The sequence below is a fragment of the Kitasatospora sp. NPDC088346 genome, from assembly GCF_044740765.1.
Taxonomy (GTDB): Bacteria; Actinomycetota; Actinomycetes; order Streptomycetales; family Streptomycetaceae; genus Kitasatospora.
Window position 1 is genome coordinate 32346 of sequence record NZ_JBIURH010000027.1, and the last position, 21554, is coordinate 53899.

Genomic DNA, 21554 nt, shown 5'->3' on the forward strand with positions numbered 1-21554 from the left:
TGCGACTGCGCCGGGGAGCGGCGCCCTGATCGATGAGGCGGTTCGACGATGACGACCTTCGTGCTGGTACCCGGAGCCTTCTCGGGAGCGTGGGTGTGGGAGGAGGTGGCCGCCGAGCTGGCGGCCCGCGGTCACCGGGCGGTGCCGCTCACCCTGCCCGGGCTGGCCGAGCTGTCCGACCTGGCCCCCGCGGCGGACCTGGCCGCCCACACCGCGGCGGTCGCCGGGGCGCTCGCGGCGGCGGGCCCCGGGGCGGTGGTGGTGGCGCACAGCTACGGCATCTTCCCGGCGATCGGTGCCGTCGACGGCGCACCGGACGGGGTGGCCCGCCTGGTCTTCGTCGACACCGGTATCCCCGAGGACGGCGAGTCGCTCGGCGACACCTTCCCGGACGAGCACCACCGGGACCGGATCGCCGGGACCCCGGCGGGCGGCGTCCTCCCGGTTCCGGCCAGGGAGGTGCTGATGCCGGCCGGCTGGGGCTCGCTCGGCGGCCTGCCCGACGCCGTCGTGGACCGCTACCTGGCGCTGGCGACCCCGCACCCGGTGTCCACCATGAAGGACCCGGTCCGGCTGACCGGTGCCTGGCGAAAGGTGCCGACCACCGGGATCTTCTGCCTGCTGAACGGTCTGAGCCTGGAGGTCGCCCGGATGCTGCACGCGACGGGCGGACCGCGCTTCGCCAAGCTCGCCGAGCCCGACACCGGCTTCTTCGAGCTTGCCACCGGCCACTACCCGATGCTGGAGGACCCGGTGGCCCTGACCGCAGCCCTGGTCGAGGCGGCCGCCGGCGGGGGCGTCCGCCTCCACCCGGCGACTACCGACCGGTAGCCCGCCCGCGGCGGTGGCCGGGCGTGCGCGTAGCATCGACGGGCCATGGAGAACTACGCCACCGCCACCGTGTTCCGCAGCTACGTCGCCGTCGGGGACTCCTTCACCGAAGGCATGTGCGACGAGCTGCTCCCCGACGGCCACTTCCGGGGCTGGGCCGACCGGGTCGCCGACGCCCTGGCCGCCGAACGGCCGGACGAGGAGTTCCGCTACGCCAACCTCGCCGTCCGGGGCAAGCTGATCGGCCAGATCTGCGCCGACCAGATCGGCCCGGCCGCCGCGGCCGGCGCCGAACTGGTGACCCTGGCCGGCGGGCTGAACGACGTGCTGCGTCCCGGCTGCGACATCGCCGAGGTGGAACGGCAGCTCGGCCGGGCGGCCCGCGAACTGCTGGCCGGGGGCGGCACGGTGGTGATGTTCACCAGCACCGACCCGGTCCGCCGGCTGGCGGGCGGCGCCCGGCTGCTCCCGGCGATCCTGCGGATGAAGGCCTTCGTCGAGTCGGTCGCGGCCGAGCACCCGGGCCGGGCCGTCGTGGTGGACCTCTTCTCCGCCCCCTGCTTCGACGACCGCCGGCTCTGGGACGAGGACCGGCTGCACCTCTCCCCGGAGGGCCACCGCCGGGTCGCCACCGCGGTCCTGGAGGCCCTCGGCCGCCCCGCCGACCACGACTGGCGCGCCCCGCTGCCCCCGGCCGCCCCGCGCGGCCGCGCCGAGAGGCTCCGCACCGACCTCCGCTGGCTGCGACTGCACCTCGGTCCCTGGATCGGCCGCCGCCTCACCGGCCGTTCCTCGGGGGACGACCGTGCCCCCAAGCGCCCCGAACTGCTGCCGTACCGGGGTCGGTAGACCGCCCCGTCCGCGGGCGGCGGGTGCGGCGAGGCCGTCAGAGGACCCGTGGCCGCCCGCGCCGCGCCGGGCGTGTCCGAGCCTGCCGGGCCGCGCCCGCGGGCCACACCACCTCCACCGGGACGCCCGCGGCACGGGCGGCCGCCACCGCGTCCCCGGTGCCGCCCCGGTCGCTGCCCGGGCTGCCGTCCCAGACGGCCACCAGCAGGTCCGCGTGGCGGAGCAGTTCCCGGTTGGCGGCGGCGTAGGCGGCGCCCGCGGCCCGCTGGTACGGCATGGTCCGCACCTCGCCCGCGGCCCCGAGCAGCCGGTCGTACTCCGCCGCGTACCGCGGCGCGACCATGTTCTGCCGGTAGTCCGCGGACGGGAGCACCGCGACGAGCCGCCCGCCCGCCGCCAGGACGGCGTCCGCGAACAGCGCGTCCGCCCCCTCGGCCAGGCAGGACAGCCCGGTCAGCTCCGAGCCGGCCAGCCGCCGAGGACGGCCGCCAGGGCCTGCCTGATCGACGGCACGCCCGACTCGGCGAGGTTGACGTGGCCGGTCACCGCGAGTGTCGGCATCTCCCCACCCCCTTCCCGGTCGTCGATGCTACGGCGCCCGCTCCGTACCCGGGGGCGCCGTGCCCGCTCCGGCGTCGGCGGTCAGGCCGCCCAGGGCGGGGTGATCACGGTGCCGTCCGGCAGGGTGGCCGTCAGGCCGGTGCTGGTGGTGACCCACAGGGTGGCGGGCCCGTCGGTGGTGTCGAGGCGCAGCCGGGTGCCGGCGGGTGCGACCGCGGTGTCGCCGGGGCCGAGGACGCTGGGCTCGCCGTCGAGCGAGAGGACCGGTGCGCCGGTGAGCACCAGGAAGACCTCCTCCCGGGAGACGGTGTGCTCCACCCCGGTGATTCCGGCGTCCAACTCGACTCGCCAGGCGCTGAGTTCGGTGCTGCCGGTGGAGGTGGCGGCGTACGAGGCGAAGCGGGCCCCGTGGGCCCGGTGGACGGTGGGTTCGGTGGATCGGACGACGGGCACGACGGTCTCCTCGATGCGCGATGGTCAAGCTGCTTGACTATATGGTCAATCAGCTTGACCATCGTGTCAAGTCGGAGCTGGCAGACTTCAGCCATGGACCAGACCGTCGCCCTCAGCCTTCCGCCGCTGCTCCTCGGCCTCGCGGCCGACCTCGTGCGCAGCATCGACGAGGGCGTCCGGGCCCGGGGTTTCGAGGACCTGCGGCCCGCCCACGGCTACGCCTTCGCCCGGCTCGCCCCGTCCGGCGCGAGCGTGGGCGAACTGGCCGAGCACCTGGGGGTGACCAAGCAGGCGGCCAGCCAGATGGTGGAGGAGCTGGTCCGCAAGGGGTACGTGGAGCGGCGACCGCACCCGCAGGACGCCCGGGCCCGGCTCGTCGTGCTGACCGAGCGCGGCTGGGCCTGCACCCGCGCGGCCGAGGAGGCCTCGGCCGAGGCCGTCCGGCCCTGGGCCGGGGTGCTCGGCGAGCAGCGCCTGCGCGAGCTGCGCGACGACCTGGCGAGGCTGGCGCCGTCCGGGCGGCTGCGGCCGGTCTGGTAGGCGACGGGACGGCGCCGGCCTCGGCCGGACCCCGGACCCCGGCCTGCGGCTCGCGGGGCTCAGCCGAAGAGCAACTCGCGGTCCTCGCCCAGGTGTTCCCGGAGCGTGGCGAGCGCGCGCATGCTCTGGGACTTCACCACCGAGGGTTTGACGCCGAGGATCTCCGCGGTGACGGCCACGCTGTGGTCCTCCCAGTAGCGCAGCAGTACGATCGCGCGGCTGCGGCGCGGCAGCAGGGCGAGCGCGCCCAGCAGGGTCAGCCGGACGTCGGCCGGGTCGGCGGCCCGGGCGGACTCGGGCAGGTGCTCGGCGGTCAGCTCACTGCTGCTGCGCCGGCGGCGGTGGTCGATCAGCGCGTGCAGCAGGATCTTGCGGGCGTAGATGAACGGGTCGCAGTCCGCGCGGTTCACCCGGTTCCAGGCGACGTACATCTTGGTGAGCGTGGTCTGCGTCAGGTCCTGGGCGAGGTGCCAGTCGCGGCACATCAGGTAGGCGATCTGGCGCAGGCGCGGTGCGGCTGCCTCGGCGAATGCGGTGAATTCGGCGTCGTCGCGCACCGTTCGGTCTCCCCGGGTCGGGTGGTGGTTCGTCAGATCTGGTGCCGCGCCCCGCGCCTGGCGCGGCACGGCGGTGGCCGTGGCGGCCGACGTCAGCGGAAGGTGGGCAGCCCGGGGAAGCGCTTGGCGGCGGTCTGGACGAAGTCGGGATCCATCCAGGCGCCGATCGAGGGGTCGCCGGCCAGTTCCACCGCCTGGTCGACGGTCAGCGCCGGCGGGGCGGGCGGGTTGGTGGAGCCGTTCCAGGCCAGGCAGGTGCCGACGACGACGTGCACGGTCGTGCCGTCCTCGCGCACGCTGAGCACGGAGGTCGTCGCCAGGCAGTTGCCCTCCAGGCCGGTGACCACGGCCGTCGTCTGGCCGCGCCGGTCGACGAAGCACGCCAGCCGTCCGCCGGGGCCCGGCTTCGGCGAGCTGTCGCAGTCCGCGAGGTCCGCGGGCTCGGTGCTGACGAAGACCCGGACCAGCCCGACTCCCCGGCCGGTCTCCAGGTAGACCTGCACCCCCAGGACGCCGCCGCTCACCGCGTAGTTGCCGGTCTTCCCGGCCGGCAGCGCGTCGACCACGGCGGCCAGCAGGGCGGAGGGGGTGACGTTCACCGGCGGCCCGGCGGACTCGGCCGTCGCGCCGCCGATCGCGACGGTCGGCCGGTGGGTCGGCGTCCCGGTCACCGGGGTGCTCTCCGGCCCGGTCGCCGGGATGCTCGCCCGCCCGGTCGCCGGTGTGCTCGCCCGACCGGTCGCGGGACCGCCGACCGCGATCGCCGGGGTGTGCGCCCGTCCCGCCCCCGGTGGGCCGAGCAGCAGGGCGGTGACGGCGGCCACCGCGACGACCGAGCCGGCGGCGGCGGCGACCACCCGGTTGCGCCGGACCCTGCCGCGGCCGCGCTGCACGGCCGTGACGACCAGGTCGCCCAGGGGCGGTTCGGCGAGGCCGGACAGCTCCTCGTTCAGGCTGTCGCGGAAGTCCTCGATCACGGCTGCGTCCTCCGGTGTCCCCCGCGCGGCTCCCGTGCACGGTCCTGGCGCGACCCGGCTCGGTGCGGGTCTCGCCCTTTCCATACGCGACGGGCGCCCGTTCCGGTCGCATCATCCGATCGTATTTTTTCTTCCGGGGGTCGGCAGGCAGCCCGTCCGCGGCCGCCGCCCCCGCGCGCCACGCAGCCGCGAGCGGGCCCGCACGGGCCCGATTCCGGGCACGCACCTGCCAGAATGCAGGGCGAACAGAACGCAGGGCGAAACCCGCGAGGGCACTCCCGCGAGGGAACTCAGGAGAAGGTGACCGGCTTCGTGACCATGCCAGTCGAACGCAAGATCGCCGAAGAGCTGGGCGTCCGCGAGGGGCAGGTGAAGGCGGCCGTCGACCTGCTCGACGGCGGCTCGACCGTCCCCTTCATCGCCCGCTACCGCAAGGAGGCGACCGGCGCGCTGGACGACGCCCAGCTGCGCACCCTGGAGGAGCGGCTGCGCTACCTGCGCGAGCTGGAGGAGCGCCGTACGGCCGTGCTGGAGTCCATCGAGGCCCAGGGCAAGCTGGACGACACCCTGCGCGCCCAGATCCTGGCCGCCGACTCCAAGGCCCGGCTGGAGGACATCTACCTCCCGTTCAAGCCCAAGCGGCGCACCAAGGCGCAGATCGCCCGCGAGGCCGGACTCGAACCGCTCGCCGACACCCTGCTCGCCGACCCCTCGCAGGACCCGCAGCAGCTCGCCGCCGGCTACCTCAACGAGTCGGTGGCCGACACCGCCGCCGCGCTCGACGGCGCCCGCTCCATCCTGGTCGAGCGCTTCGGCGAGGACGCCGACCTGGTCGGCTCGCTGCGCGAGCGGATGTGGACCCGCGGCCGTCTGGTCGCCCGGGTCCGCGACGGCAAGGAGCAGGACGGCGCCAAGTTCGCCGACTACTTCGACTTCGCCGAGCCGTACACCAAGCTCCCCTCGCACCGCATCCTGGCCATGCTGCGCGGCGAGAAGGAGGAGGTCCTCGACCTGGAACTGTCGCCCTCCGACGGCCAGGACGGCGACCTGCCGGGCGAGAACGACTACGAGCAGCGGATCGCCGCCCGCTTCGCCGTCGCCGACCGCGGCCGCCCCGCTGACAAGTGGCTCACCGACACGGTCCGTTGGGCCTGGCGCACCCGCATCCTGGTCCGGCTCGGCATCGACCTGCGCACCCGGCTGCGCCAGGAGGCCGAGGACGAGGCCGTCCGCGTCTTCGCCGCCAACCTGCGCGACCTGCTGCTCGCCGCCCCGGCCGGCTCCCGCGCCACCATGGGCCTCGACCCGGGCTTCCGCACCGGCGTCAAGGTCGCGATCGTCGACGCCACCGGCAAGGTCGTCGCGTACGACACGATCTACCCGCACCAGCCCGCCAACAAGTGGGACGCGGCCGTCGCCACCCTGGCCGCGCTGGCCGGGAAGCACGGGGTCGACCTGGTCGCGATCGGCAACGGCACCGCCTCCCGGGAGACCGACAAGCTCGCCGCCGACCTGATCACCCGTCACCCGGACCTCGGTCTGACCAAGGTGATGGTCTCCGAGGCCGGCGCGTCGGTCTACTCCGCCTCGGCCTTCGCCTCCCAGGAACTGCCCGAACTGGACGTCTCCATCCGCGGCGCGGTCTCCATCGCCCGCCGGCTCCAGGACCCGCTGGCCGAGCTGGTCAAGATCGACCCCAAGTCGATCGGTGTCGGCCAGTACCAGCACGACCTCAGCGAACTCAAGCTCTCCCGCTCGCTGGACGCGGTCGTCGAGGACTGCGTCAACGCGGTCGGCGTGGACGTCAACACCGCCTCCGCCCCGCTGCTCACCCGGGTCTCGGGCATCACCGGGACGCTCGCCGACAACATCGTCGCGCACCGCGACACCAACGGCCCGTTCCGCACCCGCAAGGCGCTCAAGGACGTGACCCGGCTCGGCCCCAAGGCCTTCGAGCAGTGCGCGGGCTTCCTGCGGATCCCCGACGGCGACGACCCGCTGGACGCCTCGGCCGTGCACCCGGAGGCCTACCCGGTGGTCCGCCGGATCCTCACCGCCACCGGCGGCGACCTGCGGTCCCTGATCGGCAACGGCGCCGCGCTGCGGGCCCTGCGCCCGACCGACTTCGCGGACGACACCTTCGGCGTGCCGACCGTCACCGACATCCTCGGCGAGCTCGACAAGCCCGGCCGCGACCCGCGCCCGGCCTTCCGCACCGCCGAGTTCAAGGAGGGCGTCGACAAGATCGGCGACCTGGAGGTCGGCATGGTCCTGGAGGGCGTCGTCACCAACGTCGCCGCCTTCGGCGCCTTCGTCGACATCGGTGTCCACCAGGACGGCCTGGTGCACGTCTCCGCGCTGTCGAAGAACTTCGTCAAGGACCCGCGCGAGGTGGTCAAGCCCGGCGACATCGTGCGGGTGCGGGTGACCACCGTCGACGTCCCGCGCAAGCGGATCGGCCTGACCCTGCGCCTGGACGACGAGGTCGGCCGCGCCGGCGGCGAGGGCGGCGGCGGCCGGCGCGACCGGGGCGACCGCGGTGACCGCGGCGGCGACCGCGGCCCGCGGCCCCCGCGCCAGGACCGCCGCTCCGGCGGCAACCAGCCCCCGGCCGCCAACAGCGCGATGGCCGACGCGCTGCGCCGCGCCGGTCTGACGAAGTAGCGGTACCCGTCCGGGCCGGGGCGGGAGCGGCGCACCCGCCGCTCCCGCCCCGGCCCGGCGGTGTGTCCGGCGGGTCCGCGGATCCGGCTCGCGCCCGGCCCCGCGGACCCGTGCGGGGCGACGGCCGTGCGTGGCCAGGGGTGCCCGAAGGAACCCCGCTGACCTGGGCTATCCTCTGCTGATCACGTCGCCACCCGGGGAGGAACCACATGCGGCGCAGCCGTGCCCTGTTCGCCACGACGCTCGCCGGAGCCCTGCTGAGTGCGGGGTGCGCCTCGACCGCCGGCGTCGACGCGTCCAGCGGGACGGCCACGGCGCCGGTGACCGCCTCCGGCGCCGCCACCCCCGCCGCCTCCGCCGCCTCCGCCGCGCCCGCCGCGCCCGCGGCGGCCCCGGCCGCCTCCGCCTCCGCGGCGCCGTCCGGCCCGGCGCTCCCCGCCGGCTACGACCCCAAGCGTGACGCGGCGGCCGACATCAAGGCCGCCCTCGCGCTGTCCGCCGAGGACCACCGCCAGGTGCTCCTCGACTTCGGCGCGGACTGGTGCCCCGACTGCAAGGTGCTGGAACGGCTGTTCCGTTCGCCCGAGGTGGAGCCCGTGCTGCGGGACCGGTACCGGGTGGTCTCCGTCGACGTCGGCCAGTTCGACCACAACGTGGAACTCGCCCTCGACTACGTCGACCTGCGCACCAGCGGCATCCCCGCCCTGGTGGTGCTCTCCCCGGACGGGAAGGTCCTGACCGCCACCAGCGACGGGGCGTTCGCCAACGCACGGACCATGAAGCCGCCGGCCGTCGCCCAGTTCCTGAACCGCTGGGCCACCGCGTGACCCTTCGCCGGCGGCACGCGGGCGCAGCGGCGACCCTGCTGCTCACCGTCGCCGGCTGTGCGGGACAGTCCCCGGCCGCGGCACCGCCCGCCGCCGGGTTCGAGGGCAACGGCGTCAGCGTCGCGGTCCGGCTGGACCGGGAGGCCGGCGGCGCGGAGCGACTGCGCGTCACCTTCCGCCCGCAGGAGGCCGGCTTCCACCTCTACAGCGTCGACCTGCCGGCGGGCGGCGTCTCGGGCCTCGGCATCCCGACCCGGCTCGCCGTCCGGGGCGGGCTGGCCGCGGACGGAACCCCGGTGGCCGACCGGCCGCTGCGCACCGTCAGCCCGGCCGGGCTCGACGTCGAACTGCCGGTCTACCCGGACGGTCCGGTGACGCTCACCCTGCCCGTACACCGCACCGGCGAGGCGCGGGCGGAGGCGGTGGTCAGCTACGGCGCCTGTAGCGAAGGACGCTGCCTGATCCCGGTGTTCGACCGCCCGATCGCCTTCGCGCTCCCGTAGACCGGGTCGCGCCGGGTCGCGCCGGGTCGCGCCGGGGTACGGCGGTGTACGGCGGCGCGGCCCGGGCGGGCCCGGGTCAGGCCGCCCGGGTGCGGGACTCCACGGCCAGGTCCACCAGTTCGCCCCACCAGGCCTCCCGGCCGCGCTCCAGCAGCAGCCTCGCCTCGGCCGGCGACACCGCGCGGACCTCCACGACCTGCTCGCCGTCGTCCGGATTGGTGGGGGAGGAGTCCACCTCCACCTCGGCCCAGCCCCACAGCCAGGCCTTCTCCGGGTGCGGCTGCCACGGGCGGTACGGCTCCGGGGTGTCGGTGACGGCCCGGTGCGCGCCGATCCACACCGGCGGCCCGACCAGCCGGGCACCGGCCTCCTCGCGCAACTCGCGGACCAGGCAGGACTCGATGCTCTCGGCCGCCTCCCGGGTGCCGCCGGGCAGGAACCAGTGGCCGCGCACGTCGCGGCAGAGCACCACCCCGCCGTCGGCGAAGCCCACCAGGTGGATGTTGGTGATCAGTTGATCGGGCGGCAGCTCCGTCGAGAACTGGGCGTCGATCCCGCCCCAGGCCCAGCGCTGGGGCGCGTGCAGGTTCGGGAACCGGGCTGCGAGGTCCGCGAGTTCCCCTGCTCTGTCGGTTGTGTCCGTCATCGCTTGATCGTAATCCTCCCGTGCGCGTTCCACCGGAGGAATCATGCCCACGGGCGTGTGCGACTCACCCTGACGAGGGCCGCTCGCCGGCCGCCGGCCGGCCCCGATAATCCTCCGGCCGACCTGCGCCGACCTGGCATCATGTGCCGCAGCGAGAGGGGTGGGCTGGACGATGGCACTGGACGAGGCGGCCGCCGAGGCGGTCCGGTTCCTGCTGCGCCGGACGGAAGGGGCGGCCCGGGCACGGGTCTGCGGGCGGCTGGGGATCGACCCGGACGGCCCGGTCGGGCCGTGGCCGGGCATCGGTCCGGACGGTCGCTTCCGGCAGACCGTCCGGCAGGCACCGGCGTCGGTCCGGTTCTGGCTGCTCCAGGCCGACGACCCCGAGGTCAACCGGGTCCTGTTCGAGATGGGTGCCCTGCCCCGGGGCCTGACCTGGGACCTGATGGAGGGCCTGCCGTTCGGTGGCGCCGCCGGCGGCCGGGTGCGCCGCCGTCTGACCGGGCCCTCGCCCCAGCCCGTCCGCAGCCTGCCGGCCCTGCTCGCGGTGCTGCGCGAGCAGGGCGGCACCCGCTCGCTGCGGCGGGCCCGCGCCGCCGCGGACGAACTGCGGACGGCCGCCTGGCCGGTGGTCCTGAGCGCGCACCGCGCCGAGCCGTTCCCCGGGTTCGCCCGCTGGGCGCTGGCCGAGCGGCCCGACTGCCCGGTCGAACTGCGGGAGCTGTTCGGCGACCACGCCAAGTACCGCAACCGGCTGCGGGCGGCCGGGATCCTGGACTCGCTCGCCGTCCCCGCCCGCACCTGGCGGGCGGCGGACGCGCTGCCCGTGCTGGGCATGGCGGCGCGGGCGGTGCCGGAGCGTCTCGCCGAGGTGGAGGCGGAGCTCGCGTCCCTGGTCCGTTCGGAGCTCGGCGGCCACCCGGAGGCCTGGGCGGTGCTGGCCCGGCTGCTGGGGGAGTCCGTCGCCACACCGCCCGAACTGATCGTGCTGGCCGGGGCACTGGCGGGCCCCGACCCGGACCCGGGCCGGTGACCGCCGGGCCCCGGTACCCGGTCGGTGTGTCCGACCGGCGGGCGCTCGCCGCCTGGCGGCCGGCCGCTCCCGCCGTCCTGGCCGAGGCGCACCGCCTCAAGGAGGCCGCCCTGCTGGACTTCGGGCTGACCGAGTCCGCCGTCGCCTCCTGGCTCTACGCCAAGTGCCACCACCAGGTCGCCACCACCGCCGTGGACACCGCCGCCGTCGTCGCCTCCGGCGACGGCAGCTGCCTGCTGCTCTACAACCCGGAGTTCTTCGTCGCGCTCGGCCTCGACGGGGTCAAGTTCGTGCTGTTCCACGAGGCCCGGCACCTGGTCCAGCGCCACCTGTTCGCGGACCCGGAGACGACCGCCGACCCGGTGTTCCGGGTGGCCACCGAGGTGACCATCAACCACGTCGCGCTGGTCCGGCTGGAGCGTACCGAGCTGCCCCGGCTGCACGGCGAACCGGTCGGGATCGACCCGCGCGAGGTCCACCGCCGGTATCTCGCCGACCTCGCCGAGCAGGGGCTGCCCGCCCTCGGGTACGCGGAGTTCACGGACACCGACCAGAGCGTCCACGCCGAACTCCGGCGGATGCGCAACCCGCCCGTCCCGCGCGGCTTCTGCCTGCACCACCGCGACGGCGTCCCGCTGGACCAGGAGACGGTGGACGCGGTCGGTGCGTCGGTGCTGCTCAACGCCCTGCTCGCGGCCCGGCGCGGGCACCGCGGCGCCGAGCGGGAACTGCTCGACCTGATGCACCGCACCGAGGGGGCCTCCGACCGGGCCGCCCGGCTCTGGAGCGGGCTCGGCGCGGGCGCGCTGCGCGGGACGACGGTCGCCACCCGGCGGGTCGACTGGTGGCAGCGCTGGCTGGTCGACGTCCTGGCGAGCCGCCTCGCCGAGGGCGAACGGCTGGTCTACCCGAAGAAGCGCGGCGCCCTGCTGGCGGCCCTCGGCCACCAGCCGATGCTGGCGCGCCACGGCCCGGTCCGGCGCAAGCTCCTGGTCATCGCGTACGACACCTCGGGGTCGATGCCCGACCACGTGGTCGACTGGCTGACCGGCCTGGTCGGCGCGATCGACGGGGTGGACGCGCACTGGCTCTCCTTCGACGGCGCCGTGATGCCGTTCCGGCCCGGCGAGCGCGTCCTCGGCGGAGGCGGCACCAGCTTCCAGGCCGTCGTCGACCACGTCGAGGGCCGCAGCCCCACCGGCGACGGCGGCGAGCCCTTCGCGGAGCGGCCGGACGCCGTCCTCGTCCTCACCGACGGGTACGCGCCGCACGTGACCCCCGCCGACCCCGACCGGTGGATCTGGCTGATCACCGAGGGCGGCGACGACTGGCCCGACCACCACCGGCCGCGGATGGCCTGCCACCGCGTCACCACAGGAGCATCATGACCGGCACCCCGGCGACCGCCCGGCCGTGGCGCGCCACCGCCAGCTACCCGGCCGCGCCCGACGGCTGGACCGGCGCCTCCCGGCTGGAGGCCTTCATCGACGCGATGATCGACCTCGGCCAGACCGGGCAGGTCTTCGGCCCGCACGGCATCGGCAAGACCGCGACCTTCCACTCCCGGATCGCCGAGGCGCACCCCGGCACCGCCCTGGTGGTCGTCCCCGCGGCCAACCTCACCCCCGACGACCTGCTCGCCAACGTCCCCGTCCGGGACGCGGGCACCGGCGAACTCGTGCTGCGCCAGCTGGTGATGAGCGGCCTGCGGCCCGGCCGGCCGTTCGTGCTGCTGATCGACGACTCGCTGCAGGCGGGCGAGGGCATCCAGGCCCAGCTGATGCAGATCGCCTGCAACTGGACGCTCGGCGAGTACGACCTGCGGGCGCTCGGCTGCGTCGGGGTCTTCCTCACCGACAACGAGTCCCTGTCCGAGACCGGTGCCCGCCGCGGCGACCTCGCGATCCTGGACCGGATGGTGACCATCCGGATCGGCGCCAACGACACCGCCTGGCGGCACCGGCTCGCCGCGCGGTACCCGGACCGGGACCTCGGGCCGGTCTTCGCCGAGTGGGCCGCACTCACCCCCGGCCTGCGCGAACTCTTCTCGCCCCGCACCCTGGAACACGTCCTGGCCGCCGCGGAGGAGGGGTTCCCGCTGGTCTGGGGCCTGCCGCTGCTCAACGGCGAGCGGTTGCGGCTGGCCGAGCCGGGACCGGACGGCCGGCCCGGCCCCGACCGCACCGCCGAGACCCTCGACCGGATCGCCGCCGCCCTCGGCGTGCCCAACCCCGGGCGGATCGCCGACCCGGTCCGCCGGGTGGTCCGGGCGGCGCTGGCCAACCGCTGGGCCGTCCTGCTCCAGGGCCCGCCCGGCTGCGGGAAGACCGAACTGGTGCGCCAGCTGACCCGGGAGGGGCTGGGCCGCGACCCGCTCTACTTCTCGCTGCCGGTCACCAACGTCGAGGACCTCTGCGCCCCCGTGCCCACCCCGGACGGCACGCTGGACAACCTGCTCGCCGCCGGCTTCACCGGCCCCGAGCCCAAGGCGATCGTCTGGGACGAGTACAACCGCCCCAAGGACCGGTCGGCCTTCGCCAAGCTGATGGAGATCACCCAGGAGTGGTCCGTCGCCGGCCGGCCGATCGAGAACCTGCGGGCCCAGATCGCGCTCCAGAACCCGCCCTACCACCTCGGCCGCAAGCTGCAGGTCGCGCGCAACAACATCGCCCAGGCCACCCGGTTCACCGTCTCCCTCCAGATTGACCCCGCCGACATCCCGGCCAACGAGTGGCTGATCGCCCGCTACGGCGCCGTCGCCGAGACCGTCCTGGAGTGGTGGAAGAACGACCTCGACGAGGACGGCCGGGCCTGGATCAGCAAGCGGACCATGGAACGCCTCATCAAGCTCCACGGACGCGGCCTGCCGCTGGAGATGGGCACGGTCTACCTCGGCGACGGCGAGTACGCCCCGGTGCCGCTCACCGGCCTGATCGACCGTCTCGCCGGCCGCCGGGCCACCGGCCTGCGGGAGATCGCCGGGGACCTGCCCGGCTGGGAGGCCCGGCTGCGCGACGCGGCCGAGCGGTCCACCGAGGGGACGAACGACACCGACCTGGTCCACCAGGCCATCGCCAACGCCGAACTCTCCCAGCTGCGCAGGCACCGCGCGGCGGTCACCCGCCTGGTCGCCCTGCTCCCGCCCAAGCTCCGCTCCACCTACCTGGTCGGCGCCTCGGCGGAGCACCAGCGGTACTGGATGGAGGTCTTCGCCGCCACCCACCGGTGAACCGCGGCCGCGGACGGTGGGGGACGGCGGGAGGGGAGGGGACGGGGCCGACCGGATTCGAACCGGCGTACCGCGGTTCCGGAGACCGCTGCGCCTGCCTCTGCGCTACGGCCCCGCCCTGCCGAAGACTCTAGACCCCGTCCGGTCGATCGCGCCGGGTCGGCCGGACGGGACCTGGGCCCCGTCCGGCCTGGCGGCCCGTCACCAGGCCGCCTCGCGGTAGTCCTTCAGGAAGACGCCGGAGACCGGTGACCCGGCCTCGCCGCGGACGATCGGGTCGTAGACCCGGGCCGCGCCGTCGACGATGTCGAGCGGGGTGCGGAAGCCGGCGCCGGCGATCCGGGTCTTCTTCGGGGCCGGGTTCTCGTCGGTGACCCAGCCGGTGTCGACCGCGCACATGTGCACGCCGCGGCCGGCCAGTTCGGCGGCACTGGTCCGGGTCAGCATGTTCAGCGCGGCCTTGGCCATGTTGGTGTGCGGGTGCCCCGCCGTCTTGTTGCGGACCGTGAACCGCCCCTCCACCGCCGTGACGTTGACGATGTAGCGGGCGGGGTGCGGCGAGGCGAGCAGCAGCGGCAGCAGGCGGTCGCAGAGCAGCGCCGGGGCGAGCGCGTTGACCAGCTGGGTCTCCAGCACCTCGGCCGGGTCGAGGCCGCCGAGCGTGGCGGACCAGGAGTTGTCGGCGGCGGTGTCGGGCAGCAGCCCGGCCTCGTCGGCCAGCGCCAGCACCTCGCCGGACGGCAGGGTCGGGGCCAGCCCGGTGACCGGCCAGGCCGCCGTGAGGGCCGGCATCGGCCGGAAGCCCGGAGCGTGCGCGACCGTGCAGGCGCGCGGGAGCTCCCCCTGCTCGCCGGCCGCCAGCAGGGCATACGACTCGGGCGGGCGGCGCAGGGTCTGGGCGGCGTTGTTGACCAGGACGTCCAGGGGCCGGCCGTCGGCGCGCAGCTGTTCGCACAGGCCGAGGACCTGCCGGGGGTCGCGCAGGTCGATGCCGACGACGGTGAGCCGGTCGAGCCAGCGCTCGCTGCCGAGGACGGCCCGGAAACGGCGGACGGTGTCGTGCGGGAAGCGGCTGGTGACGATCAGTTCGGCGCCGTCCCGGAGCATCATCAGGGCCAGCTGGAAGCCGATCTTGACCCGGCCGCCGGTGAGCAGGACCCGCCGGCCGCGCAGGTCGGTGGTCAGCCCGCGGCGGACGGTGTTGTCGGCCGAGCAGCCGGGGCAGAGCATGTGGTAGAACCCGTCCACCTGACGGTATGTCGACTTGCAGACATAGCAGCGGCGGGCCCGGCTGAGCTCGCCGATCGGCGCCGACTGCGCGGGCAGCGCGAGCGGGGCGTCCTCGCGACGGTCGGTCGCGCCGGTCGCCGTGGCGGCTATCAGTTCGGCGTCGTGCCGGGTGCGGGCGTCCCGGCCGGTCTGGCGGCGGCTGCGGCGGCCCTCCCGGACGAACGACTCCGCGATCTTCTCGGCGTGCAGCCGCACGGGATGGTCCGCGGGGAGCCGGCGCAGCCGTCCCACGGTCTCGGCGTACGCCGCGACTTCCGCCTCGTCCAGCGCCGGGTACTGCGGCACAACCCCTCCGACCGTCGTCCGTGGTGCCGCCCGGGGGCCGGATTCGAACCGGCGTACTCCGCGATGCCGTCGCGGCGACGTCTGCCTCTGCGTCCACGCCCGGGGGCCGTCAGGGATGCTAACGCCCTGATCGCGGCGCCGGAAAGCGGTTAACCGCCCGCCCGCCGCACCCCTCCCGACCCGGGTGCTACCGTCTGGGCGTTGCGTGGGCGAATGATCGAGGGGTGGGGCGGGCGTGCTGGATCCGGCGGCGGTGGCGGGAATGGCGGCGGTGGCGACGGGCATGGTGCTCACCCCCGGTCCGAACATGATCTACCTGGTGTCCCGCTCGGTGTCCCAGGGCCGCCGGGCCGGGCTGATCTCGCTCTGCGGGGTCGGCGTCGGCTTCCTGTTCTACCTGCTGGCGGCCACCGCGGGGATCTCCGCGCTGTTCACCCTGGTGCCCGAGCTGTACGTCGCGCTCAAGGCCGCGGGCGCCTGCTACCTGCTCTGGCTGGCCTGGAAGGCCGTCCGGCCCTCGGGCCGGTCCGTGTTCGCGACCCGGGAGCTGGCGCCGGACCGGCCGCGCCGGCTGTTCCTGATGGGGCTGCTCACCTGCCTGCTCAACCCCAAGCTGGCGATCCTCTACGTCTCCCTGCTGCCGCAGTTCGTCGACCCGCGGCGCGGCCACGTGGCGGTGCAGAGCCTGGTGCTGGGGCTGACCCAGATCGTGGTGGGCCTGCTCGGCAACGCCTTCTTCGTGGTGACCGCGGCCTCGGTGGCGGGCTTCTTCGACCGCCGCCCGCTCTGGCAGCGGCTGCACCGCTACGCGATGGGCACCGCGTTGGCCGGCTTCGCGGTCCGCATCGCGGTGGACTGAGGCCCTCGCGGGCGGCGGGGCTGCGGCGCCGCGGGACGGGCGGCTCAGCCGGGAGTGTGCCCGGTGTGCAGCCGGCCGGCCAGCGCGCGGAACAGCGGGAGGTTCGGGAAGTCGCTGGTCCGGGTGGTGAACCACTGCCGGCCGCGGACGTCCTGGACGGCGATCCGGGCTCCGGCGGCGTCCACCAGGTGGTCCAGCTCGCCCCAGGTCACCGTCCGGCCGTCGTGGTGGATCCCGGTGGAGTCGAGGGAGAACCCGCCGAAGGCGACGGCGCCGCCCGCCCGGACGGTCTCCACCGCGGGCGGCAGCAGGACGGCGACGGTCCGCTCGCCGATCGTCTCCCGCAGCTCGGCACCGTCCCGGACCCCGCTCAGCATGATCTCGACGCGGCTGCCGTCGGCCCGTTGGAGGGTGGCCCTGGTCCCCGGTTCCCGGGTCGGCCTGAGACCCTCGGAGGTGACCTTCATCGGCGGTTCGAAGGCCCCGACCCGGTACTCCGCCGTCTCGCTCCACAGCAGGGTCCGCACGCGACGGCCGGACCGGGTGGCCAACCCGTGCTCGTACAGCTCGACGTGGTCGGCGGGCTCCGCGTCGATCACCCGCATGCTGCTCACCCAGATCGAGGCGAACGCGGCCCCGCCCAGCAGCAGCGGCAGCAGCGCGAGCCACAGCGGCTTGCCGCCGGCGGCCAGGCTCAGCCCGAGCAGGGCGAACCCGGACATCACCGCGGCGACGGTCAGGTTGACCCGGAGCCTGCGGGTGCGGGTGGACGCGCCGCTCCGCGGGTCCGGCAGGTACGTCTTCACCGGGTGCCCGAGTGCGTCAACTGCCGTTTCTCCAGCCATGGTTGCCCCCTCGATAGGCCGACTACCCGCCATTGTCGGGCAGTTCACCTCGGCTTGTCGGTGAATTGGCCCGACAGCTCGGATGGATCTCCGCGGCCGAGGGGGAGAGGCCCGCCCGGTGGAGCGTGGGGATCCACCGGGCGGGGGTCGGGGGCGGCCGTCAGCCGGTGTAGCCCGCGAAGACCTTCGAGAACTCGTACGGCGTCTGGGCGATGTTGGTGCACTTGTAGAGCGGGCCGGTGCAGGCGGCGGCGTCCCTGGTCATCTCCCAGAAACCCAGCATGCCCAGGTGGTGCTGTCTGGCGAAGGCCACCAACTGCTGTGCGTCGGCCTGGTTGTAGACGCCGTGGTCGTCGTTCTCGCCCAGCATCGGCGTGACGGCCGTCATCGCCCACAGCTGCGCGTCGGTCCTCGCCGGGTAGAGCGCCCTCAGCTGGTCGTGGGTGCTCTGCGCGGCCTGGACGGCGTCGTCGCCGTAGTCGGTCGAGGGCCGGTTGTAGTCCATCGCCATCACGTTGACCACGTCGACGGCCACCCCGGCATCCCGGGCGGACCGCACCACTGCCACCCCGTCGGCGGTCAGCCCCTCCGGGAGGACCGGCAGGGTCAGTGAGACCCGCAGGCCGGGGTGGGCCTTCTGCAGCCTGGCCAGCGCGGCCGAACGGCGGTCGTTGGTGGCGGCGTCGACCACGGCGGCGCCCTCGATGTCGAAGTCGACGTAGCGCAGGTCGTAGGCCCTGACCACGGCGTCGTACTCGTTGAACAGCGCATCCACCGTCGTGCAGGCCTGGGCGAGCTCGGTACCGGACGCGCCGCCGAAGGAGAGCTTGACGTCACCGCCGGCCGCCCGGACCGCGTCGACCTGATCCCGACCCCAACCGGCCTTCGGGTCATAGGCGTTGAACCAGCTCGCCCTGCACCCGACCGAGGTGACGAAAGCCAGCGTGAAAGACTTCAGCCGGCCGGCCGCCGCCATGTCGGTGAGCACCGGCGTCGGCCAGGCGCCGAGGTCCACGTACGGCGCGACGCGCACGGCGACACTGGGCGGCGGCGTGCTCCCGGTGGGGCTCGGTGTCGGGCTCGCGGTGGGGCCGGCCGTGGGCGTCGGCGTGGGCGTGGGGGTCGGGGTGCCGCCCGGCCCGCTGAGTGCCACGTCGTCGGCGAGGTAGGCGCCCAGCCCGTACCAGCCGTGCAGGTAGACGGTCACACTGGTGGTGGCCGCACCGGTGGTGAACCCGGTGGAGAGCTGCTGCCAGCTGCTGCCGCCGGGTGTCCAGACCGCCGGATCGGTGACCCCGCTGCCGGTCGCGCCGAGGTACACGTACTGGCCCTGGACCCAGGCGCTCAGCGAGTACCTGGTGTTGGGTTTCACGGCGACGGTCTGGCTGCACTGCGCGGTGGTGCTGTTGCCGGGCGTCCCGCGCAGCGCGTACGAGCCGCTGTGCACCGGCGAGTTGACCACCGCCCCGGTGCCGCCGGTGCAGCTCCAGGCGCCCAGCGTGCCGCTCTCCAGCCCGGGATCGGCGAGCAGATCGGTGTCGGCGGCGTCGGCGCCACCGGCGAGCCCCGCCACGGTGCCGCCCGCCAGGACGGCGGCACACAGCAGGGGGACGAACCTGGACCGCCGGCCGGCGGCGTGGCGGGGGAGCGCGGCACGTGGCATGGGGGTGCCTCTCGGGACGGTGCCAGGGCGCCCGCGCCGGCCGTGGGGAGGCAGCGGGGCCGTGTGGCGGGCGTGGGGGGTGTGGGGGCGTGGGAGCCTGAACCACCCGCCGTGGGGCGGCGGATGCGGTGAGTGCGGAGCCGGGTCGGGCGGTGCCGCCCTGACGAAATGTGGACTAGACCATGTGGGCACGTCAAGAACCCCGAGCGCACTTACGCCCGTTTTAAGGTCCCCCGCGCCGAGGCACGCCGCCTGTCCTGTCCGCGTGCGGTCGGCTCTGTCCGGCTTGCCCTGCCCCCGTTCCGGTGCTCGTCCGGGTGCCGTCGTCGCGAGGCCGGGCCGGCGGATCGGCGGTCACGGTCGATGTCCTGGCCGATGGCCGGATCGGTGGCCCGAGTGGTGTTCGGCGCCCACAGAAGGGCGGGATTCCGGCTCACCGGTCGCGGCGGGAGCGCACGCGACCGGGAGGCCTCGGGCCGACACGGCGACGGGGCCGTCCAGGAACACCTGAACCGACCCCGTGAACCAGCCCGACGGTCTCCTCAGGCCTTGGAATTGTCGACGATCTCGGCGATCTCCACGAATTCGATGGACGGCGCCGCACCATAGAGCTCGGTCACTCGCCCGAGCAGCTCCGGAGAGAAGAACTGCTCTGCCTCTTCTTCGGACTCCCAGACGTAGAAATTGACCGCCTGCTGCTGCTTCTCACTGAAGGTGAAGAACTTGAACCGCACGCCCGGCATGCCTTCGAACATGCCACGTGCATTCTCGGCAACCTTGACAACCCGTGAGCGATCCAAGCCGCCGGGGTAGGAGAAAGTAACGGTTACACCGATCATGAGTACTCCCCTGTCGGCAGGGTGAGGTCAGGCTCATTCTACTCCGCACACGGAAACCGCAGCCCGACGGGCGGCCTCACGAGGCGGACGGTGGCACGACCGGAGCCTCGACGCACACGCAACGGCTCGACACCGGCGCCTCACCCGCCCGCAACCTGCACAGACGGTCACGCCAAATCCCACCGATCCCCTTCCGGGGGGGGCTGCACATGCCGAGAAGGTGGTTGGCCCAAAACCCGCCCGCCGCGATCCAGCAACGGCTCACCCGGCACCACGGGCCGTGATCGTATCCCTTGATCAGCACGGGACCAGGATGGCAGTTCCCGCTGACAGGGAACCCGGGCGCGACCCTGTCGCAGGGGTGGGTGTTCAAGGCCTCGCGGTGGGGCGGGCTTGACCTTGAGCGCACTCCAAGGGGCAGGCTGGGGGCGTACTGACGATCCGTCCGGAGGAGTTGCAGCATGCGTAGCACGACACTCGGCAGCCACGGCCCGCAGATCGGTGCGATCGGCCTCGGCTGCATGGGGATGACCTGGGCGTACGACCCGCGCGGGCGGGACGACGTGACCTCGGTGGAGGTGATCCGGGCGGCGCTCGACCTCGGGGTGACGCTGATCGACACGGCGGACATCTACGGTCCGTTCGACAACGAGGAGCTGGTCGGCAAGGCGCTGGCCGGGGAGTACCGCGAGCGGGCCGTGCTGGCCACCAAGGTCGGGCTGGTGCCCGGGAGCGGGGACGTCAGGGTGGGGCGGGACGGCCGGCCGGAGCACGTCCGGCGGGCGATCGACGCGAGCCTGCGGCGGCTGGGCACCGACCACGTCGACCTGTACCAGCTGCACCGGGTCGACCCCGAGGTGCCGATCGAGGAGACCTGGGGAGTGCTGGCCGAGGCCGTCGCCGCCGGCAAGGCCCGCGCGATCGGGCTGTCCGAGGTGACGGTGGAGGAGATCCGGCGCGCCGAGGCGGTCCATCCGGTGGCGTCGGTGCAGTCCGAACTCTCGCTGTGGACCAGGGACGCGCTCGCCGAGGTGTTGCCGTACACCGAGGAGCAGGGCATCGCCTTCCTGCCGTTCTCCCCGCTCGGCCGGGGGTTCCTGGCCGGCCGCTTCGGCTCCGCCGCGGACCTGCCGGCCGACGACTGGCGCTCGACCCTGCCGCGCTTCCAGCCGGAGGCGCTGGCGGCGAACCTGGCGCTGGTGGAGAAGGTGCGGGAGATCGCCGAGCGGCTCGGCGCGACCCCGGCGCAGGTCGCGCTGGCGTGGGTGCTGTCGCGGGGCCGGTACGTCGTGCCGATCCCCGGCACCAAGACGCCGCGCTACCTGGCCGACAACGCGGCCGCCGCGGACCTGGTCCTCGGCGCCGAGGACCTGGCGGCGCTGGACGCGCTCCCGGCCCCGGTCGGCGGGCGGTACTGAGCCGGGCGGTACTGAGCCGGGCGGTACCGGGGGCGGGCGGTAGCGGTGGCGGGCCGGCCGGCCGCCCCCGCGGTCAGCGTTCCATGATCCAGACCATGTTGTGACCGGTCTCGGCCGGCGCGGTGATCTCGGCGTCCTGGACCCGGTCCAGCCGGTAGCCGAGCTTGCGCGGGATCGCGGCGCTCGCGGCGTTGGACCGGTCGCAGTGGATCTCGACCCGCTCGACGCCGGGCAGGGTCAGCGCCGCCGTGGTGAGGGCGCGGGCCGCGGCGGTGGCCAGGCCCCGGCCGACGTGGTCCACGTGCACCCAGTAGCCGATCTCCAGGGCGCCCGGGCCGATCCGGCCGTGCAGACCGAACGCGCCGACCACGCTGCCGGGCCGGTCGTCCAGGCCGGCGACGAACATGAAGTCGGTGCCCTGGTCCCAGACCTCCTCGCCGGCCCGGCACATCTCGTTGCTGTGCTGGAGGGTCGGCGCCTCGTTCGCCCAGGCCATCCACGGGCGCAGGTGCGCCAGGTTGCTGCGGACGGCCGCGTTCACCCCGGGGCCGTCCGCCTCGCGGCGGCGCCGCAGCGAGATCCCGCCGGGCAGCGGGAGCAGCTCGGGCGGGCGGCCGTCCGAGATGGGTGCGGGCAGCGGCGGGGGAGTGTCGGCTGTGCGGCTCATGGCCGGATTATCTCCCGG

At 74.6% G+C, this 21554-nt stretch carries 21 protein-coding genes and 2 tRNA genes; 11 read left to right on the forward strand and 12 right to left on the reverse strand.

Annotated features, from left to right (window positions below; all coding sequences use genetic code 11):
• Positions 1-48: 48 nt before the first annotated feature.
• Together ACIOFR_RS27895 and ACIOFR_RS27900 are read left to right on the forward strand one after the other, a co-directional pair.
• Positions 49-831: an alpha/beta fold hydrolase gene (locus tag ACIOFR_RS27895; protein ID WP_401001889.1), complete on the forward strand. Its 783-nt coding sequence runs from the start codon at positions 49-51 to the stop codon at positions 829-831.
• 45 nt (positions 832-876) lie between these two features.
• On the forward strand, positions 877-1680 hold the full coding sequence (locus tag ACIOFR_RS27900; protein ID WP_401001891.1) for an SGNH/GDSL hydrolase family protein: 804 nt from the start codon (positions 877-879) through the stop codon (positions 1678-1680).
• A gap of 37 nt (positions 1681-1717) precedes the next feature.
• Here the strand turns inward: ACIOFR_RS27900 and ACIOFR_RS27905 are convergent, their stop codons facing one another.
• Both ACIOFR_RS27905 and ACIOFR_RS27910 read right to left on the reverse strand, forming a co-directional pair.
• Positions 1718-2053: a hypothetical protein gene (locus tag ACIOFR_RS27905; protein WP_401001893.1), complete on the reverse strand. Its 336-nt coding sequence runs from the start codon at positions 2051-2053 to the stop codon at positions 1718-1720.
• Positions 2054-2322: 269 nt separating this feature from the next.
• Positions 2323-2694 carry a cupin domain-containing protein gene (locus ACIOFR_RS27910; RefSeq protein WP_401001895.1) on the reverse strand — a complete coding sequence of 124 codons (372 nt, stop codon included), beginning with the start codon at positions 2692-2694 and terminating at the stop codon, positions 2323-2325.
• 93 nt (positions 2695-2787) lie between these two features.
• Between ACIOFR_RS27910 and ACIOFR_RS27915 the strand changes: the two genes are divergently transcribed.
• The gene (locus ACIOFR_RS27915) at positions 2788-3234 is read left to right on the forward strand and encodes a MarR family winged helix-turn-helix transcriptional regulator (RefSeq protein WP_401001897.1); all 447 of its coding nucleotides are present in this window, start codon (positions 2788-2790) and stop codon (positions 3232-3234) included.
• 59 nt (positions 3235-3293) lie between these two features.
• Here ACIOFR_RS27915 and ACIOFR_RS27920 read toward each other — a convergent pair whose 3' ends face one another.
• The gene (locus ACIOFR_RS27920; RefSeq protein ID WP_401001899.1) at positions 3294-3791 is read right to left on the reverse strand and encodes a SigE family RNA polymerase sigma factor; all 498 of its coding nucleotides are present in this window, start codon (positions 3789-3791) and stop codon (positions 3294-3296) included.
• Between the two features lie 92 nt (positions 3792-3883).
• Positions 3884-4768 (reverse strand): hypothetical protein, encoded by an 885-nt coding sequence (locus ACIOFR_RS27925; protein ID WP_401001901.1) that lies wholly within the window; start codon positions 4766-4768, stop codon positions 3884-3886.
• A gap of 318 nt (positions 4769-5086) precedes the next feature.
• Here ACIOFR_RS27925 and ACIOFR_RS27930 point away from each other — a divergent pair, with 318 nt between their 5' ends.
• The 3 genes from ACIOFR_RS27930 to ACIOFR_RS27940 all read left to right on the forward strand — a co-directional run bounded on the left by ACIOFR_RS27930 (position 5087) and on the right by ACIOFR_RS27940 (position 8762).
• The gene (locus ACIOFR_RS27930) at positions 5087-7432 is read left to right on the forward strand and encodes a Tex family protein (RefSeq protein WP_401002001.1); all 2346 of its coding nucleotides are present in this window, start codon (positions 5087-5089) and stop codon (positions 7430-7432) included.
• A 209-nt stretch (positions 7433-7641) separates the two neighbouring features.
• On the forward strand, positions 7642-8259 hold the full coding sequence (locus ACIOFR_RS27935) for a thioredoxin family protein (RefSeq protein ID WP_401001904.1): 618 nt from the start codon (positions 7642-7644) through the stop codon (positions 8257-8259).
• Positions 8256-8762: a hypothetical protein gene (locus ACIOFR_RS27940; protein WP_401001905.1), complete on the forward strand. Its 507-nt coding sequence runs from the start codon at positions 8256-8258 to the stop codon at positions 8760-8762. Before ACIOFR_RS27935 ends, ACIOFR_RS27940 begins: the two co-directional genes overlap by 4 nt.
• A gap of 76 nt (positions 8763-8838) precedes the next feature.
• On the opposite strand, the gene ACIOFR_RS27945 is transcribed toward ACIOFR_RS27940, so the two are convergent.
• The gene (locus ACIOFR_RS27945) at positions 8839-9408 is read right to left on the reverse strand and encodes an NUDIX hydrolase (RefSeq protein WP_401001907.1); all 570 of its coding nucleotides are present in this window, start codon (positions 9406-9408) and stop codon (positions 8839-8841) included.
• A gap of 172 nt (positions 9409-9580) precedes the next feature.
• On the opposite strand from ACIOFR_RS27945, the gene ACIOFR_RS27950 reads away from it, so the two are divergent.
• The 3 genes from ACIOFR_RS27950 to ACIOFR_RS27960 are packed head-to-tail and all read left to right on the forward strand — an operon-like array spanning position 9581 to position 13670.
• A complete protein-coding gene (locus tag ACIOFR_RS27950; RefSeq protein WP_401001909.1) occupies positions 9581-10441 on the forward strand; it encodes a hypothetical protein in 861 nt (286 codons plus the stop codon).
• Positions 10442-10467: 26 nt separating this feature from the next.
• Positions 10468-11829 carry a hypothetical protein gene (locus ACIOFR_RS27955; protein ID WP_401001910.1) on the forward strand — a complete coding sequence of 454 codons (1362 nt, stop codon included), beginning with the start codon at positions 10468-10470 and terminating at the stop codon, positions 11827-11829.
• A complete protein-coding gene (locus tag ACIOFR_RS27960) occupies positions 11826-13670 on the forward strand; it encodes an AAA family ATPase (protein WP_401001912.1) in 1845 nt (614 codons plus the stop codon). Before ACIOFR_RS27955 ends, ACIOFR_RS27960 begins: the two co-directional genes overlap by 4 nt.
• Positions 13671-13712: 42 nt before the next feature.
• On the opposite strand, the gene ACIOFR_RS27965 is transcribed toward ACIOFR_RS27960, so the two are convergent.
• The 3 genes from ACIOFR_RS27965 to ACIOFR_RS27975 form a co-directional block, all read right to left on the reverse strand.
• Positions 13713-13785: transfer RNA gene (locus ACIOFR_RS27965), tRNA-Arg, on the reverse strand.
• An 86-nt stretch (positions 13786-13871) separates the two neighbouring features.
• Positions 13872-15245, reverse strand: coding sequence for an SDR family NAD(P)-dependent oxidoreductase (locus ACIOFR_RS27970; RefSeq protein WP_401001914.1), 1374 nt, complete (start codon positions 15243-15245; stop codon positions 13872-13874).
• A gap of 28 nt (positions 15246-15273) precedes the next feature.
• Positions 15274-15349: transfer RNA gene (locus tag ACIOFR_RS27975), tRNA-Ala, on the reverse strand.
• Positions 15350-15480: 131 nt separating this feature from the next.
• Here ACIOFR_RS27975 and ACIOFR_RS27980 point away from each other — a divergent pair.
• Positions 15481-16104 (forward strand): LysE family translocator, encoded by a 624-nt coding sequence (locus tag ACIOFR_RS27980; protein ID WP_401001916.1) that lies wholly within the window; start codon positions 15481-15483, stop codon positions 16102-16104.
• A gap of 44 nt (positions 16105-16148) precedes the next feature.
• Here ACIOFR_RS27980 and ACIOFR_RS27985 read toward each other — a convergent pair whose 3' ends face one another.
• The 3 genes from ACIOFR_RS27985 to ACIOFR_RS27995 all read right to left on the reverse strand — a co-directional run bounded on the left by ACIOFR_RS27985 (position 16149) and on the right by ACIOFR_RS27995 (position 19451).
• The gene (locus ACIOFR_RS27985; protein WP_401001918.1) at positions 16149-16949 is read right to left on the reverse strand and encodes a DUF6585 family protein; all 801 of its coding nucleotides are present in this window, start codon (positions 16947-16949) and stop codon (positions 16149-16151) included.
• Between the two features lie 160 nt (positions 16950-17109).
• Positions 17110-18612, reverse strand: coding sequence for a carbohydrate binding domain-containing protein (locus tag ACIOFR_RS27990; protein ID WP_401001920.1), 1503 nt, complete (start codon positions 18610-18612; stop codon positions 17110-17112).
• Between the two features lie 542 nt (positions 18613-19154).
• Positions 19155-19451: a hypothetical protein gene (locus ACIOFR_RS27995; protein WP_401001922.1), complete on the reverse strand. Its 297-nt coding sequence runs from the start codon at positions 19449-19451 to the stop codon at positions 19155-19157.
• Between the two features lie 461 nt (positions 19452-19912).
• On the opposite strand from ACIOFR_RS27995, the gene ACIOFR_RS28000 reads away from it, so the two are divergent.
• Positions 19913-20869, forward strand: a complete 957-nt coding sequence (locus tag ACIOFR_RS28000; RefSeq protein ID WP_401001924.1) for an aldo/keto reductase — start codon at positions 19913-19915, stop codon at positions 20867-20869.
• 73 nt (positions 20870-20942) lie between these two features.
• On the opposite strand, the gene ACIOFR_RS28005 is transcribed toward ACIOFR_RS28000, so the two are convergent.
• The gene (locus tag ACIOFR_RS28005; RefSeq protein ID WP_401001926.1) at positions 20943-21536 is read right to left on the reverse strand and encodes a GNAT family N-acetyltransferase; all 594 of its coding nucleotides are present in this window, start codon (positions 21534-21536) and stop codon (positions 20943-20945) included.
• Positions 21537-21554 lie beyond the last annotated feature (18 nt).

Bases quoted from the DNA above. Each gene is read 5' to 3' on its own strand.
- ACIOFR_RS27895 (WP_401001889.1), top strand. From the start codon at position 49: ATGACGACCTTCGTGCTGGTACCCGGAGCCTTCTCGGGAGCGTGGGTG.
- ACIOFR_RS27900 (WP_401001891.1), top strand. From the start codon at position 877: ATGGAGAACTACGCCACCGCCACCGTGTTCCGCAGCTACGTCGCCGTC.
- ACIOFR_RS27915 (WP_401001897.1), top strand. From the start codon at position 2,788: ATGGACCAGACCGTCGCCCTCAGCCTTCCGCCGCTGCTCCTCGGCCTC.
- ACIOFR_RS27930 (WP_401002001.1), top strand. From the start codon at position 5,087: ATGCCAGTCGAACGCAAGATCGCCGAAGAGCTGGGCGTCCGCGAGGGG.
- ACIOFR_RS27935 (WP_401001904.1), top strand. From the start codon at position 7,642: ATGCGGCGCAGCCGTGCCCTGTTCGCCACGACGCTCGCCGGAGCCCTG.
- ACIOFR_RS27945 (WP_401001907.1), bottom strand. From the start codon at position 9,408: ATGACGGACACAACCGACAGAGCAGGGGAACTCGCGGACCTCGCAGCC.
- ACIOFR_RS27950 (WP_401001909.1), top strand. From the start codon at position 9,581: ATGGCACTGGACGAGGCGGCCGCCGAGGCGGTCCGGTTCCTGCTGCGC.
- ACIOFR_RS27960 (WP_401001912.1), top strand. From the start codon at position 11,826: ATGACCGGCACCCCGGCGACCGCCCGGCCGTGGCGCGCCACCGCCAGC.
- ACIOFR_RS27985 (WP_401001918.1), bottom strand. From the start codon at position 16,949: ATGGCTGGAGAAACGGCAGTTGACGCACTCGGGCACCCGGTGAAGACG.
- ACIOFR_RS27990 (WP_401001920.1), bottom strand. From the start codon at position 18,612: ATGCCACGTGCCGCGCTCCCCCGCCACGCCGCCGGCCGGCGGTCCAGG.
- ACIOFR_RS27995 (WP_401001922.1), bottom strand. From the start codon at position 19,451: ATGATCGGTGTAACCGTTACTTTCTCCTACCCCGGCGGCTTGGATCGC.
- ACIOFR_RS28000 (WP_401001924.1), top strand. From the start codon at position 19,913: ATGCGTAGCACGACACTCGGCAGCCACGGCCCGCAGATCGGTGCGATC.
- ACIOFR_RS28005 (WP_401001926.1), bottom strand. From the start codon at position 21,536: ATGAGCCGCACAGCCGACACTCCCCCGCCGCTGCCCGCACCCATCTCG.